12 protein-coding genes and 1 riboswitch are annotated in these 14,865 nt (G+C 69.1%); of the genes, 10 read left to right on the top strand and 2 right to left on the bottom strand.

Annotated features, from left to right (window positions below; all coding sequences use genetic code 11):
• Positions 1-286: 286 nt before the first annotated feature.
• Entirely contained in the window at positions 287-1,666 is a 1,380-nt protein-coding gene (locus ACGFZK_RS31970; protein ID WP_393852340.1) for a cysteine desulfurase/sulfurtransferase TusA family protein, read from the bottom strand.
• 337 nt (positions 1,667-2,003) lie between these two features.
• On the opposite strand from ACGFZK_RS31970, the gene coxB reads away from it, so the two are divergent.
• From coxB to ACGFZK_RS31950, 4 genes are all read left to right on the top strand, one after another.
• Positions 2,004-2,975, top strand: a complete 972-nt coding sequence (gene coxB, locus ACGFZK_RS31965) for a cytochrome c oxidase subunit II (RefSeq protein ID WP_393852339.1) — start codon at positions 2,004-2,006, stop codon at positions 2,973-2,975.
• The gene (gene ctaD / locus ACGFZK_RS31960; protein WP_393852338.1) at positions 2,972-4,702 is read left to right on the top strand and encodes a cytochrome c oxidase subunit I; all 1,731 of its coding nucleotides are present in this window, start codon (positions 2,972-2,974) and stop codon (positions 4,700-4,702) included. The genes coxB and ctaD overlap by 4 nt, the downstream gene beginning before the upstream one ends.
• Positions 4,699-5,097, top strand: coding sequence for a cytochrome c oxidase subunit 4 (locus ACGFZK_RS31955; RefSeq protein WP_393852337.1), 399 nt, complete (start codon positions 4,699-4,701; stop codon positions 5,095-5,097). The genes ctaD and ACGFZK_RS31955 overlap by 4 nt, the downstream gene beginning before the upstream one ends.
• 124 nt (positions 5,098-5,221) lie before the next feature.
• Positions 5,222-6,469 (top strand): Ig-like domain-containing protein, encoded by a 1,248-nt coding sequence (locus ACGFZK_RS31950; protein ID WP_393852336.1) that lies wholly within the window; start codon positions 5,222-5,224, stop codon positions 6,467-6,469.
• 107 nt (positions 6,470-6,576) lie between these two features.
• On the opposite strand, the gene ACGFZK_RS31945 is transcribed toward ACGFZK_RS31950, so the two are convergent.
• Positions 6,577-6,978 (bottom strand): hypothetical protein, encoded by a 402-nt coding sequence (locus tag ACGFZK_RS31945; RefSeq protein ID WP_393852335.1) that lies wholly within the window; start codon positions 6,976-6,978, stop codon positions 6,577-6,579.
• Between the two features lie 199 nt (positions 6,979-7,177).
• Here ACGFZK_RS31945 and ACGFZK_RS31940 point away from each other — a divergent pair, with 199 nt between their 5' ends.
• The 6 genes from ACGFZK_RS31940 to ACGFZK_RS31915 all read left to right on the top strand — a co-directional run bounded on the left by ACGFZK_RS31940 (position 7,178) and on the right by ACGFZK_RS31915 (position 14,420).
• Positions 7,178-7,798 (top strand): heme-copper oxidase subunit III, encoded by a 621-nt coding sequence (locus ACGFZK_RS31940; RefSeq protein WP_326591285.1) that lies wholly within the window; start codon positions 7,178-7,180, stop codon positions 7,796-7,798.
• 76 nt (positions 7,799-7,874) lie between these two features.
• A complete protein-coding gene (locus ACGFZK_RS31935; RefSeq protein ID WP_393852334.1) occupies positions 7,875-8,684 on the top strand; it encodes a c-type cytochrome in 810 nt (269 codons plus the stop codon).
• Positions 8,681-9,739, top strand: a complete 1,059-nt coding sequence (locus ACGFZK_RS31930; protein ID WP_393852333.1) for a Rieske 2Fe-2S domain-containing protein — start codon at positions 8,681-8,683, stop codon at positions 9,737-9,739. Before ACGFZK_RS31935 ends, ACGFZK_RS31930 begins: the two co-directional genes overlap by 4 nt.
• Positions 9,736-11,364: a cytochrome bc complex cytochrome b subunit gene (locus ACGFZK_RS31925; protein WP_393852332.1), complete on the top strand. Its 1,629-nt coding sequence runs from the start codon at positions 9,736-9,738 to the stop codon at positions 11,362-11,364. Before ACGFZK_RS31930 ends, ACGFZK_RS31925 begins: the two co-directional genes overlap by 4 nt.
• A 178-nt stretch (positions 11,365-11,542) precedes the next feature.
• Positions 11,543-12,607, top strand: coding sequence for an anthranilate phosphoribosyltransferase (gene trpD / locus ACGFZK_RS31920; RefSeq protein WP_393852331.1), 1,065 nt, complete (start codon positions 11,543-11,545; stop codon positions 12,605-12,607).
• A gap of 91 nt (positions 12,608-12,698) precedes the next feature.
• Positions 12,699-12,815, top strand: a riboswitch (SAM riboswitch).
• A gap of 216 nt (positions 12,816-13,031) precedes the next feature.
• Complete coding sequence (locus ACGFZK_RS31915; protein WP_393852330.1) at positions 13,032-14,420, top strand: aminotransferase class V-fold PLP-dependent enzyme; 1,389 nt, start codon at positions 13,032-13,034, stop codon at positions 14,418-14,420.
• Positions 14,421-14,865 lie beyond the last annotated feature (445 nt).

Here is a 14,865-nt window from a genome sequence, read left to right as displayed (position 1 = left end):
CGCCCGGCCGGCCGCCCCCCCCCCCCCCCCCCGGGCGGCGGGGGGGGGGGGGGCCCCCCCCCCCCCCCCCCCCCCCCCCCCCCCCGGCGAGGCTGGAACTGCCCCGGGCAAGGCTGGGATGGCTTTCGCCGGGCTGGAACTGCCCCGGGCGAGGCTGGGATGGCTTCGGCCGGGCTGGGATGGCCCCGGGCGAGGCCGGGATGGCTTCGGCCGGGCTGGGATGGCTCCGCGAGGATGAGATGGCTCTGGCCAGGCTGGAGGTGCCGGCGAGGCCAAGGGCGGGGGGTCAGACTGCGCGGCGGACCGTGTAGGCGGTGCCGGCCGCGCGGGGCGACTCGCCCACGTACTCGTGCCCCCGCATCGCGCACCACGCCGGGATGTCCAGCCGGGCCACCTCGTCGTCGGAGACGACCGTGACCGTCCCGCCCACCGGCACGGTCACGATCGCCCGGGCCAGCTCGATCACCGGCTGGGGGCACCGCAGCCCGAGCGCGTCGAGCTCCAGGGAGTCCGCCACCGGAGCCACCGCCGGGGGTTCGGACACGCCGAGCCGTTCCCGTACGCCGGCCACCGCGCGCGGCAGCACCTCCAGGAACGCGTTGACCTCCTCCGCCGGGGTCCCCGGCGGCAGGGACACCCGTACGTTTCCCTCCGAGAGCACCCCCATCGCCCGCAGCACGTGACTGGGGGTCAGCGTGGAGCTCGTGCACGAGGAGCCCGAGGACACCGAGAAGCCGGCCCGGTCCAGCTCGTGCAGCAGCGTCTCCCCGTCGACGTACAGGCAGGAGAAGGTGACCAGGTGCGGCAGCCGCCGCTCCGCGTCGCCGACCACCTCCACGTCCGGGACCAGCCGCACCACCCGCCGCCGGATGCGGTCCACCAGGACCCGCAGCCGGGCCGCCTCCGCGTCGGCCTCGGCCCGCACGGCCCGCAGGGACGCCGCCGCGGCCACGATCGCGGGCAGGTTCGTGAAACCGGGGGAGCGCCCCGACTCCCTCTCGTCCGCGGGGCCTTGGGGGGAGAAGCGCACCCCCTTGCGGACCGCCAGCAGGCCGACCCCGGGGGGGCCGCCCCATTTGTGCGCACTCGCGGCCAGTACGGACCAGGCGCCCTCCACCGGGCCCCAGCCCAGCGACTGGGCCGCGTCCACCAGCAGCGGCACCCCGGCCGCCCCGCAGACCTCGGCCACCTCCGCCACCGGCTGGACGGTGCCCACCTCGTGGTTGGCCGACTGGAGACAGGCCAGGGCGGTTTCCGGGCCCAGTGCGTCCGCGTACCCGGCAGGCGTCACCGCGCCCCACCGGTCCACCGGGACCTCCGTCAACGTCCCGCCGCGCGCCTCGTGCAGCTCGGCCGCATGCAATACAGAACTGTGTTCGACCGCCGATACGACCAGATGGCTGCCGACGCGCCGGCGCCCCGCGAGGGCCCCCGAGACCCCGGTGTGAACCGCGTGCGTCCCCGAAGGAGTGAACACGAGCTCGTCGGCGCGGCATCCCACCGCCTCCGCGGCTGCCTCCCGCGCCGCGTCCAGCAACAGCCGGGCCCGCCTGCCCTCCCGGTACAGCCGGGCCGGATCGGCCCAGCCCTCGTCCAGGGAGGCCTGCAACGCCTGCCGGGCCACGGGGTGCAGGGGAGCGGCGGACGCGCTGTCGAAGTACGGCATCCGGTCACCGTAAGGCAGGGGCCGTGCGGAGCACACCGTTGAGGGGTGGCGGCCGGGTGACGGGCGGGCGGGGCCCCGGAGCGTTCGAGGTCAGGGGGCGTCAGAAGTGCCCCGGAGCCCGCCATTCAGGGCCATTCGCACCGTCCCCCGGACGGCGGATCCATCCCTTCGGGGGCAGTAGCGGCGCGTTGGGCACCCTCCCCGCGCGACCCCAAATAGCGTCCAGTAGGGTTTGGTCCGCATAAACATCCAAACCCCTGCCTGCGTCAGGGCCGGCGACCGACCCGAACACGGCCGCGGCCGGCCGCGCGGGCCGAGACTCTCGGGAAGGCGCTACGTGAGTCCCTACGGCTCCGACCGCTCGCCGCGGCGCCCGATGCGGCGGAAGCTGCTGCAGGCGCTGACTGCGGGCGTGGTCCTGGCGACCGCCACTGGTTGCTCGTATACATGGAAAGACTTCCCCCGCCTCGGAATGCCGACTCCGGTAACCGAGGAGGCGCCGCGCATCCTCTCCCTGTGGCAGGGATCCTGGGCGGCCGCGCTGGTCACGGGCATCCTGGTATGGGGCCTGATCATCTGGAGCGTCATCTTCCACCGGCGCAGCCGGACGAAGATCGAGGTCCCCGCGCAGACCCGGTACAACATGCCCATCGAGGCGCTGTACACCGTGGTACCGCTCATCATCGTCTCGGTGCTCTTCTACTTCACCGCTCGTGACGAGTCGAAGCTCCTCGCCCTCTCGAAGCCGACGCACACGATCAACGTGATCGGCTTCCAGTGGAGCTGGGGCTTCAACTACATCGAGGACGTCGACGGCGACGGGGCGACCCCGAAGGCTGGCCCGGTTCCCAAGGAGCTCGCCTCCATCCCGGACCGCTTCACCAAGGACTTCCCGGCGGGCGCCGAAGGCGTCTACCAGAAGGGCGTCCCCGGCGACCGGAACCCGCAGACGGGCAACCCGGGGCCGACCCTGGTCCTCCCCAAGGGCGAGAAGGTCCGCTTCATCCTGTCGTCGAACGACGTGATCCACTCCTTCTGGGTGGTCCCGTTCCTGTTCAAGCAGGACGTCATCCCGGGCCACACCAACGTCTTCGAGGTCACCCCGTCCCAAGAGGGCACCTTCATGGGCAAGTGCGCCGAGCTCTGCGGCGTCGACCACTCCCGGATGCTCTTCAACGTCAAGGTGGTCTCCCCCGAGAAGTACCAGGAGTACCTGAAGGACCTGGCGGAGAAGGGCCAGACCGGCTACCTCCCGGCCGGCATCCAGCAGACCGACCCGGCCCGGAATGCGGAAGTGAACAAACTGTGAGCATCCTCAACGAATCCCAGGGTGCCGCCGCCGACTCGTATGAGAACGAGCTGCCGGTACGGCGCAAGCAGCCGGGCAACGTGGTCGTGAAGTGGATGACCACGACCGACCACAAGACCATCGGCACGATGTACCTGGTCACGTCGTTCGTGTTCTTCATCATCGGCGGCCTGCTGGCGCTCTTCATGCGCGCCGAGCTGGCCCGTCCGGGCACGCAGATCATGTCGAACGAGCAGTTCAACCAGGCGTTCACCATGCATGGCACGATCATGCTGCTGATGTTCGCCACCCCGCTCTTCGCGGGCTTCGCCAACTGGATCATGCCGCTGCAGATCGGCGCGCCCGACGTGGCGTTCCCGCGGCTGAACATGTTCGCGTACTGGCTGTACCTCTTCGGCTCGACCATCGCGGTGGCCGGGTTCGTCACGCCGAACGGCGCCGCCGACTTCGGCTGGTTCGCCTACTCCCCGCTGTCGGACGCGGTCCGTTCGCCGGGTATCGGCGCCGACATGTGGATCATGGGTCTGGCCTTCTCCGGCTTCGGCACCATCCTCGGCTCGGTCAACTTCATCACCACGATCATCTGCATGCGCGCTCCCGGCATGACGATGTTCCGCATGCCGATCTTCACCTGGAACGTGCTGCTGACCGGTGTCCTGGTCCTGCTGGCCTTCCCGGTGCTGGCCGCCGCGCTCTTCGCGCTGGAGGCCGACCGCAAGTTCGGTTCGCACGTGTTCGACGCCGCGAACGGCGGCGCGTTGCTATGGCAGCACCTCTTCTGGTTCTTCGGGCATCCAGAGGTGTACATCATCGCGTTGCCGTTCTTCGGAATCGTCTCCGAGATCATCCCGGTCTTCAGCCGCAAGCCGATGTTCGGCTACATCGGCCTGATCGCCGCGACGATCGCGATCGCCGGCCTCTCCGTGACCGTGTGGGCCCACCACATGTACGTCACCGGCGGTGTGCTGCTGCCGTTCTTCTCCTTCATGACCTTCCTGATCGCGGTACCGACCGGTGTGAAGTTCTTCAACTGGATCGGCACCATGTGGAAGGGCTCGCTGTCCTTCGAGACCCCGATGCTCTGGACGATCGGCTTCCTGGTCACCTTCACCTTCGGTGGTCTGACCGGCGTCATCCTGGCCTCGCCCCCGATGGACTTCCACGTCTCCGACTCGTACTTCGTCGTCGCGCACTTCCACTACGTCGTCTTCGGCACCGTGGTGTTCGCGATGTTCGCCGGCTTCCACTTCTGGTGGCCGAAGTTCACGGGCAAGATGCTGGACGAGCGCCTCGGCAAGATGACCTTCTGGACGCTGTTCATCGGCTTCCACGGCACCTTCCTGGTGCAGCACTGGCTCGGTGCCGAGGGCATGCCGCGTCGTTACGCGGACTACCTCGCCGCCGACGGTTTCACCGCGCTGAACACGATCTCGACGATCAGCTCGTTCGTGCTCGGCCTGTCGATGCTGCCGTTCATGTACAACGTCTGGAAGACGGCCAAGTACGGCAAGATGGTCGAGGTCGACGACCCGTGGGGTTACGGCCGTTCGCTCGAGTGGGCGACGTCCTGCCCGCCGCCGCGGCACAACTTCCTCACCCTGCCGCGGATCCGTTCCGAGTCGCCGGCGTTCGACCTGCACCACCCTGAGATCGCGGCCCTCGACCACCTCGAGGACCACAGCGTCGCCGCCAAGGCCGTCACCGGCGGCAAGGAGGCCGGCAAGTGAAGATCCAGGGCAAGATGTTCCTCTGGCTCTCCTTCTTCATCCTGATCATGGCCGTCGTGTACGGCGTGTGGTCGAAGGAGCCCGTAGGCACCACCGCGCTCTTCCTGGCCTTCGGCCTGAGCGTCATGATCGGCTACTACCTGGCCTTCACGGCCAAGCGTGTCGACCAGATGGCCCAGGACAACCTGGAGGCCGACGTCGCCGACGAGGCGGGCGAGCTGGGGTTCTTCTCCCCGCACAGCTGGCAGCCGCTCTCGCTGGCGATCGGTGGCGCCTTCGCCTTCATGGGCGTCGTCTTCGGCTGGTGGCTCATGTACTTCTCCGCGCCGCTGATCCTGATCGGTCTGTGGGGCTGGGTGTACGAGTACTACCACGGTGAGAACCAGAACCAGTAGCAGTACCTTCGCGGCCGCGCCGCGCAGCGCTTGGGGCCCGGGCACCTCTTTGGGAGGAGCCCGGGCCCCTCGTTTGCAGTCATCCCGCGCGCCGTAATTGTCATATCTTCATAGCGTTGGATCCATGAAGCACTCACCGCGTCTTTGGACGGTACTCAGCTGCTCCCTGCTGGTCGCGTCCCTCGGGGCCGGCGCCACCGCATGCGGGTCCGGCGACAAGAACCCGCTGTCAGCCCGCCCGTACGACGCGGGCGATCAGGTCGCCTTCAACCAGAGCGCCGGCAGCCGCCCCGTGGACCCCGACCGGCCCCTCGAGATCACCGCCAAGAACAGCGGCGGCCGGATCACCGACGTGCTGGCCGTGGACACCCACGGCCGCCGCCTGGCGGGCGAACTGAGCGCCAAGGGGGACCGCTGGCACAGCACGGCCCCCATGGCCGCAGGCGTCCGCTACACGGTCACCGTGAGCACCGAGGACGAGCGGGGCGCCCCCGGGCAGCGCACGCTCACCTTCGAGACCACCCCGTCCAAGGGGATCCTGAAGGTGGAGTTCGGCCCCGACGAGGGCAAGTACGGCGTCGGACAGCCCATCACCGCCGAACTCAGCGAGCCCGTCAAGGACAAGGCCGCCCGCGCGGTCGTGGAACGGGGCCTCGTCGTCGACGCCCCGGCCGGAGTCGAAGGCGCCTGGCACTGGGTGGACGACAAGCACATCCACTACCGGCCCAAGGACTACTGGCCCGCCAACTCCGCCGTCTCCGTACGGAGCAACCTGGAGGGCGTCAGGATCACGGACGACCTCCACGGAGCCGTGGCCAAGCCGCTGAAGCTGGAGATCGGGGACCGGGTCGAGGTCACCACCGACGCCTCCTCGCACTACCTCACGTTCAAGCGCAACGGAGAAGTGATCAACACCATTCCGGTAACCACCGGAAAGCCCGGCTTCTCCACCCGCAACGGCATCAAGGTGGTGCTGGGCAAGCAGTACTTCGTACAGATGCGCGGCGACACCGTCGGCATCGGCGGCAGCGAGTACTACAACCTGCCCGTCTACTACGCCACCCGCGTCACCTGGAGTGGTGAATACGTCCACGCCGCGCCGTGGTCCGTCGGCTCCCAGGGCTACGAGAACGTCAGCCACGGATGCACCGGCATGAGCACCGGCAACGCCGCCTGGTTCTACGAGAACATCACCGAGGGCGACGTCGTCCAGGTGATCAACAGCATCGGCGACGACATGGACATCTTCGGTAACGGCTTCGGCGACTGGAACATGGACTGGAAGGACTGGCGCCAGGGCAGCGCCCTCCTCAAGGGCACCCAGGAAGGCCGCAACCCCGTCGACCAGGCCCGTCTGCGCCCCACCGTCTAGGCGCTGCGGAGCACGGCCGCTCCCCCCGGACGCCGTCCGGGGGGAGGACCACCGGCCCGTTCACCCGTGCGGCCCCGTGCGGGCCGCGTACGGCCCCACGAGGCGTGTCAGGCGTCCAGGGACAGCCGGGTCCTCAGGAGGCCCGCCAGGGCGTCCGCGAACTCCACCGGGTCCACCGGAAGGGTGACGGCGGCGTCCGCGCGGCTCCACGTGGCCAGCCAGGCGTCCTGGGGGCGCCCCATCAGCAGCAGCACCGGCGGACACCGGAAGATCTCGTCCTTGATCTGCCGGCACACGCCCATGCCCCCGGCCGGAACCGCCTCACCGTCCAGCACGCACGCGTCGATACCGCCCGCGTCCAGCTCCGACAGGACCGCCGGCAGCGTGGCGCACTCCAGGAACTCCACCGGCGGCAGGTCCGCGGCGGGCCTGCGTCCCGCCGCCAGCCGCACCTGCTCCCGGGTGCCCGCGTCGTCGCTGTAGACCAGAACCCGCGCAGTCGCCCGCATTTCGTTCCTCCACGTGGCCGTGAATCACGTTGATGTTGCGCGGGATGCTACTCCTCCCGGTGCGTTGTCAACATCGGTTCGAACATGTCGCAGGTGGCCGCACGCAGAGGTCATCTGATGGGCCGTTCGGGCCTTGCACACCCCCCTGACACTCCGAACGGCACCCCCCGGGGTGAGGGCGGGATAAGCGACCGACATAATGTCGGTCGTGGCGACAGCAACGACAGTAGATACCGGGCACGCGCACCCGACGGTCAACCGGCCGAACCTCGTCAGCGTCGGAACCATCATCTGGTTGAGTTCCGAGCTGATGTTCTTCGCGGCCCTCTTCGCGATGTACTTCACCCTGCGATCCGTGACAGGACCCGAGTACTGGACAGCCGAGGCCGAGGCCTTGAACCTGCCCTTCTCGGCGACGAACACGACGATCCTGGTGCTTTCCTCGCTCACCTGCCAGCTCGGCGTATTCGCAGCCGAGCGCGGTGACGTGAAGAAGCTCCGGACGTGGTTCATCATCACGTTCGTCATGGGTGCGATCTTCATTGGCGGCCAGGTGTTCGAGTACACCGAGCTGGTCAAGCACGAGGGCATGAGCCTCTCGTCCGGTCCGTACGGCTCGGTCTTCTACCTGACCACCGGCTTCCACGGTCTGCACGTGACGGGCGGTCTCATCGCCTTCCTGCTGGTCCTCGGCCGGACGTACGCGGCCAAGAGGTTCACCCACGAACAGGCCACGTCGGCCATCGTCGTGTCCTACTACTGGCACTTCGTCGATGTCGTCTGGATCGGCCTCTTCGCCACGATCTACCTGATCAAGTAGCGAACACGTCACCGGGCAAGACCCGGCACTCCATCCAGACACACCGACGCAGAAGATCCTGACACCGGGGTAATCCGTGAAAAAGCTCTCCGCACGACGACGCCATCCGCTGGCGGCGGTCGTCGTTCTACTCCTCGCGCTGGCGGCCACTGGGGGGCTGTACGCCGCCTTCGCCCCCGCGGGCAAGGCGCAGGCCGATGAAACCGCCCAGTCCCTCGCCATCGAGGAGGGCAAGAAGCTCTACGCCGTGGGTTGCGCAAGCTGCCACGGAACCGGCGGTCAGGGTTCCTCTGACGGCCCGAGCCTGGTAGGCGTCGGCTCCGCGGCCGTCGACTTCCAGGTGAGCACGGGCCGCATGCCCGCCCAGCAGCCCGGCGCCCAGGTGCCGAAGAAGCCCGCCATCTACACCCAGGCGCAGATCGACCAGCTGGCCGCGTACATCGCGTCCCTCGGTGCCGGTCCGATCACGCCGACGGCGAAGCAGTACGACCTGGCAGGCGCCGACATCGCCAACGGTGGTGAGCTCTTCCGCAACAACTGCGCGCAGTGCCACAACTTCACCGGCGAAGGCGGCGCGCTGACGAACGGCAAGTACGCCCCCAACCTTGAGGACGTCTCGCCGAAGCACATCTACGAGGCCATGCAGACCGGCCCGCAGAACATGCCCTCCTTCCCCGACAGCACCATGCCGGAGAAGCAGAAGAAGGACATCATCGCGTACCTCCAGAACGTGAACGGTGAGAAGTCGACCAACCCCGGCGGTCTGAAGCTCGGTGGCCTCGGCCCCGTCTCCGAGGGTCTGTTCGGCTGGATCTTCGCTCTGGGTGCGCTGATCGCTGTCGCCGTCTGGGTCGCGGCCCACACCGCTAAGGCCAAGAAGTCATGAGTAGCCAAGAGATTCCCGAAGAGAAGCACCTGCCGAGCGAGCAGGGCGACGCCCACCACGGTGGCGTAGCGGTCGCGGACGATCCGTTCGCCGACCCGGGCCTGCCGGTCCACAAGCCACGCATCCAGGACATCGACGAGCGGGCGGCGAAGCGCTCCGAGCGCACCGTCGCGATGCTCTTCACGCTGTCGATGCTGGCCACGATCGGCTTCATCGCGTCCTACGTGATCTTCCCGGTCGACAAGATCGTCTACATCTTCCCCATCGGGAAGGTCAGTGCGCTCAACTTCTCCCTGGGCATGACCCTGGGTGCGGCCCTCTTCTGCATCGGCGCGGGGGCGGTCCACTGGGCCCGCACCCTGATGTCCGACGTGGAGGTCGCCGCCGAGCGCCACGAGATCGCCGCTCCGGCGGAGGTCAAGGCCCAGGTCCTGCAGGACTTCCGCGACGGCGCGAACGAGTCCGCCATCGGCCGCCGGCCCCTGATCCGCAACACGATGCTCGGTGCGCTGGCCATGCTGCCGCTCTCCGCCGTCATGATCATGCGCGACCTGGGACCGCTGCCCGAGGACAAGCTGCGCAAGACCGTGTGGGCCAAGGGCAAGCTGCTCATCAACGACAACACGAACGAGCCGCTGCGTCCCGAGGACGTGCTCGTCGGCTCGCTCACCTTCGCCAGGCCGGAAGGCCTGGAGGAGGAGCAGCACGACTTCCAGGTCCAGATCGCCAAGGCCGCCCTGATGATCGTCCGCATCCAGCCGGACGACATCAAGGACAAGAAGGAACTGGAGTGGTCCCACGACGGGATCGTGGCCTACTCCAAGATCTGCACCCACGTCGGCTGCCCGATCAGCCTGTACGAGCAGCAGACGCACCACGTGCTCTGCCCGTGCCACCAGTCCACCTTCGACCTCTCCGACGGCGCCCGTGTCATCTTCGGCCCGGCCGGTCACGCGCTTCCGCAGCTGCGGATCGGTGTGAATGACGAAGGCTTCCTCGAAGCGCTCGGCGACTTCGAAGAGCCCGTCGGTCCTGCATTCTGGGAGCGCGGATGAGTACTGCCTCTGACACCAAGGCGCGCAAAGCGCCCGCCGGCGAGCGCGTAGCGGACTGGGCGGACGGCCGCCTGGGCATCTACGGCCTGGCCAAGGCCAACATGCGCAAGATCTTCCCGGACCACTGGTCCTTCATGCTGGGTGAGATCTGCCTCTACAGCTTCATCATCATCATCCTCACGGGTGTGTACCTGACGCTGTTCTTCCACCCGAGCATGAACGAGGTCGTGTACCACGGCTCGTACGTGCCGATGCAGGGCGTCATGATGTCCGAGGCCTTCGCCTCGACGCTGGACATCAGCTTCGACGTCCGCGGTGGCCTGCTGATCCGTCAGATCCACCACTGGGCGGCGCTGATCTTCGTCGCGGCGATGATCGTGCACATGATGCGCGTCTTCTTCACCGGCGCGTTCCGCAAGCCCCGTGAGGTCAACTGGATCTTCGGCTTCCTGCTGCTGGTCCTCGGCATGTTCACCGGTTTCACCGGTTACTCGCTGCCGGACGACCTGCTCTCGGGTACCGGTGTCCGCTTCATGCAGGGCGCCATCCTGTCCGTCCCGGTCGTCGGCACGTACCTGTCGATGTTCCTGTTCGGCGGGGAGTTCCCGGGCGGCGACTTCGTCGCGCGCTTCTACTCGGTGCACATCCTGCTGCTGCCGGGCATCATGATGGGCCTGCTCGTGGCCCACCTGATCCTGGTCTTCTACCACAAGCACACCCAGTTCGCGGGCCCCGGCAAGACGAACAACAACGTCGTCGGCATGCCGCTGCTGCCGGTCTACATGGCCAAGGCCGGAGGCTTCTTCTTCCTGGTCTTCGGTGTCATCGCGGCCGTCGCGGCGATCGCCTCGATCAACCCGATCTGGGCGCTCGGCCCGTACCGCCCGGACCACGTGTCCACCGGTGCGCAGCCCGACTGGTACATGGGCATGCCGGAAGGCCTGATCCGGGCCATGCCCGGCTGGGAGATCAACCTGTGGGGCCACACGCTCGTCCTGGGCGTGTTCATCCCGCTGCTGCTCTTCCCGCTGGTGCTCGGCGCGATCGCCGTCTGGCCCTTCATCGAGTCCTGGGTCACCGGGGACAAGCGCGAGCACCACATCCTGGACCGCCCGCGCAACGTCCCGACCCGTACGGCCTTCGGTGTCGCCTGGATCGCGGAGTACATCGTGCTCCTGATCGGCGGTGGAAACGACATGTTCGCGCAGTACTTCCACCTCTCGATCAACTCGATCACTTGGTTCGTCCGGATCGGCTTCTTCGTCGTCCCGGTCCTCGCCTTCATCGTCACCAAGCGGATCTGCCTCGGCCTCCAGCGCCGGGACCACGACAAGGTGCTGCACGGTCGCGAGACCGGCATCATCAAGCGCCTGCCGCACGGTGAGTTCGTCGAGGTCCACGAGCCGCTCCCGCAGGGCAAGCTGCACACCCTCACCGCGCACGAGCAGTACAAGCCGATCGAGATCGGCCCGACGGTCGACGAGAACGGTGTCGAGCGCAAGGTGAAGGCCAAGGAGAAGCTCCGCGCGAAGCTCAGCAAGGGCTTCTACGGCGAGCACAACCAGATTCCGAAGCCCACGGTGGAGGAATACAAGGAGATCCAGTCCGGCCACGGCCACCACTGATCCCCGCATGAACGCATGAGGGACTGATTTCGGTCAGTCCTGGTGTCGCCACGGCGAGAGCCCCGTCCAGTGTCTGGACGGGGCTCTTTGCCGTAACCGGGGCTGGATAGGCTGAACCCGACCCATTCGACGTGGGCGGCAGAATATGGGGACGGCCCACCGACAGCAGGAGCGGACCATGAACGTTGCGACCCCGGCAGGCGGCGACAGCGTGGCGGCCCGTGGCTGGCCGGGCGTTCTCGACGCTCTGCTGACCGGCCAGGACCTGCGTGCCGAGGACACCGCCTGGGCGATGGACCGGATCATGCGCGGGGAGGCCACCGACGCCCAGATCGCCGGCTTCACCGTCGCGCTGCGGGCCAAGGGGGAGACCGTCGAGGAGATCAACGGCCTCGTACGGGCGATGTACGCGCACGCCAACCTGATCGAGGTGCCCGGCCGGACGGTGGACATCGTCGGCACGGGCGGCGACGGGGCCAAAACGGTGAACATCTCCACGATGTCGGCGATCGTGGTCGCCGGTACCGGCGCCAAGGTCGTCAAGCACGGAAACCGGGCCGCGTCCTCCGCGAGCGGGTCCTCGGACGTCCTGGAGAAGCTCGGCGTCAACCTCGACCTCAGCACGGCCCGGGTCGTGGAGGTCGCCGAGGAGGCCGGCATCACCTTCTGCTTCGCGGTGAAGTTCCACCCCGCCCTGCGGCACGTGGCGGCCGCCCGCAAGGAGCTGGGCATCCGCACCACCTTCAACATCCTCGGCCCGCTGACCAACCCGGCCCGGGTACGGGCCCAGGCCTCGGGCGTCGCCGACCCCCGGATGGCCCCGATCGTGGCGGGCGTGCTCGCGGAGCGGGGCTCCTCCGCGCTGGTCTTCCGTGGCGACGACGGACTGGACGAACTGACCACGACGTCGACCTCCCGCATCTGGTGGGTCCGCGACGGCAAGGTCTCCGAGCAGGCATTCGACCCGCGGGACGTGGGCATCTCCCTGGTCGACGTCTCCGCCCTGGCCGGCGGGGACCCCTCGTACAACGCGGACGTGGCCCGCCGCCTGCTGGCCGGCGAGACCGGTCCGGTCCGTGACGCCGTGCTGCTGAACTCGGCGGCCGCCCTCGTGGCCCTGGACCCCGGTCCGGGCACCCTGGAGGAGCAGGTCGCGGCCGGTATCGCCCGTGCGGCGGAGTCGATCGACTCGGGTGCGGCGCGGGCCGCCCTGGAGCGCTGGGTGACCGCCAGCAACGCGTAGCGGCACGAGAACGGCGTGAAAGCGATGACCCCGGTCCACCATGCGGACCGGGGTCTTGCGTTCGGTCGATCTTGTGGCAGGATGCTGACCAGGTCACGAGTGACAGCGTTTAGGCCCCGGCTTGCTGTCCGGCAACCCTCCTTCCGTGGCGGGGTGCCCCGGGTGATGACCAGGTCGTAGGCAGCAAGGCCTACGGCAAGCGCGGATCCCTCGACACCAGGGGTCCTGGTCTCTCGAGGAGCGTTTTCCGTGAGCAAGCGAATGCGATAGGGCGACTCCGCCCCCACTTCACCCTCGGACCAGGGTCGCCTCCGTGCACCCCGCGTCGCTCCGAGGACTTTCCCGTACCCCCGACGGCCGCAGCGCCGTACCCGCGTACGGGCACTCCGAAGCCATTCAGCCCTGCCTGCCGGGAGATACCGCCATGTCCGCATCCCTGAACGCCGCCGTCGCCACCGCCACCACCGCCGCCGTCGACCCCGCCTGTGCCGAGCCGCTCGCGGTCCTCGGCCGGGACGTCACCGTCCCCCTCGTCACCGGCGGCGAGGTCACCTACGCGGCCCTCGACTACGCGGCCAGCGCCCCCGCCCTGCAGCGCGTCTGGGACGACGTGGCCGCCTACGCCCCGTACTACGGCAGCGTGCACCGCGGCGCCGGGTACCTCTCGCAGCTCTCCACGGACCTCTTCGAGCAGAGCCGGGCCACCGTCGCCGAGTTCCTCGACTGCCGGCCCGCCGACCAGGTGGTCTTCACCCGGTCCACGACCGACTCGCTGAACCTGCTCGCCGCCGTACTCCCCGCCGACTGCCAGGTGTTCGTCTTCGAGACCGAGCACCACGCCTCCCTGCTGCCGTGGGTGGACGCGCAGGTCACCTACCTGAACGCGCCGCGCACCCCCACCGAGGCCGTCGCCACCCTGGAGCGGGCCCTGGCCGACCGCGACCCGTACGGCCCGGCCCTGGTGTGCGTCACCGGCGCGTCCAACGTCACCGGTGAGCTGTGGCCGGTCAAGGAACTCGCCGCCGCCGCGCACGCCCACGGCGCGCGCATCGTGCTGGACGCCGCCCAACTGGCCCCCCACCACCCCGTCTCCGTGCAGGAACTGGACGTCGACTGGGTCGCCTTCTCCGGGCACAAGCTGTACGCGCCCTTCGGCTCGGGCGTGCTCGCGGGCCGCGCCGACTGGCTCCAGGAGGCGGAGCCCTACCTGGCCGGCGGCGGCGCCTCCCGCAAGGTCGCCCGGCGCGAGGACGGCGGAGTGGACGTCGAGTGGCACACCACGGCCGCCCGCCACGAGGCCGGCTCCCCGAACGTCATCGGCGTCTACTCCATCGCCTCGGCCTGCAAGGCCCTGACCGAGGCCGGCTTCGAGAACCTCGTCGCCCGCGAGCAGCAGCTCATCGCGAAGGTCCGGTCCGGGCTGGCGGAGGTCCCGGCGGTCCGGATCCTCTCCCTCTTCGGCGACGACGCCCCGCGGGTCGGCGTCATCTCCTTCGTCGTGGACGGCTGGAACAGCTCCCACTTCGCGGCGGCCCTGTCGGCCGAGTACGGGATCGGCGTGCGCGACGGCCTGTTCTGCGCCCACCCGCTGGTCCGCACCCTGCTGGGCAGCGAGCCGCAGACCCAGGGCGAATGCGGGGCCCCGGAGGCCGCGCCGGGCGAGCGCTCGCTGAACGCGATCCGCGTCAGCTTCGGTGCGGGCACCCCCGACGAGCACGTGGAGCGGTTCGCCCGCGCGGTGAAGGAGCTCGTCGCGGACGGTGCGAAGTGGCAGTACCGCACGGAGGAAGGCCGCTGCGTCCCGGCCGTCTGACCCTGCCGGGGGCGGGCGCCTCAATCGCCGGCTCGGGGTGTGCCCTGCGGGCGGCTCGGCGGTGCCCGGCGCGGCTTCCCCTTCGCTGGGCGGGCGCCTCAATCGCCGGCGGGGCCGGGTGCCCTGCGGGCGGCTCGGCGGTGTGCGGCCTTCCCTTGCCGGGGTGGGCGCCTCAATCGCCGGCGGGGCTGAAAGATACCGGGCCGATGCCCAGCGCGGCCTTGCCCTTGCCCGAGCGGGCGCCTCAATCGCCGGCGGGGCTCGATGGGTGGGTCGGGGCCCCGCACGAGGGTCTCCTCGGCTCGCGCACTTGGCGGTGGTCCAGCCGTGCGGCCTGGGTTGCGCGCTCGTCCTGCGGGGACCCTCCTGCGTGTCCCCGCCCCACGGCGGGCTTCGACGGCGCGAGGGGAGTGGGGACGGGGCGGGGTGTCCCCGCAGGACGAGC

It is taken from the genome of Streptomyces sp. NPDC048257, assembly GCF_043201855.1.
Taxonomy (GTDB): domain Bacteria; phylum Actinomycetota; class Actinomycetes; order Streptomycetales; family Streptomycetaceae; genus Streptomyces.
The sequence above is the reverse complement of the archived record's forward strand: the minus strand, read 5'-3'. Positions and strand labels throughout refer to the sequence as shown.

Bases quoted from the DNA above. Each gene is read 5' to 3' on its own strand.
- ACGFZK_RS31945 (WP_393852335.1), bottom strand. From the start codon at position 6,978: ATGCGGGCGACTGCGCGGGTTCTGGTCTACAGCGACGACGCGGGCACC.
- ACGFZK_RS31970 (WP_393852340.1), bottom strand. From the start codon at position 1,666: ATGCCGTACTTCGACAGCGCGTCCGCCGCTCCCCTGCACCCCGTGGCC.
- ACGFZK_RS31950 (WP_393852336.1), top strand. From the start codon at position 5,222: ATGAAGCACTCACCGCGTCTTTGGACGGTACTCAGCTGCTCCCTGCTG.
- ACGFZK_RS31925 (WP_393852332.1), top strand. From the start codon at position 9,736: ATGAGTACTGCCTCTGACACCAAGGCGCGCAAAGCGCCCGCCGGCGAG.
- ACGFZK_RS31915 (WP_393852330.1), top strand. From the start codon at position 13,032: ATGTCCGCATCCCTGAACGCCGCCGTCGCCACCGCCACCACCGCCGCC.
- trpD (WP_393852331.1), top strand. From the start codon at position 11,543: ATGAACGTTGCGACCCCGGCAGGCGGCGACAGCGTGGCGGCCCGTGGC.
- ACGFZK_RS31940 (WP_326591285.1), top strand. From the start codon at position 7,178: ATGTCGGTCGTGGCGACAGCAACGACAGTAGATACCGGGCACGCGCAC.
- ACGFZK_RS31930 (WP_393852333.1), top strand. From the start codon at position 8,681: ATGAGTAGCCAAGAGATTCCCGAAGAGAAGCACCTGCCGAGCGAGCAG.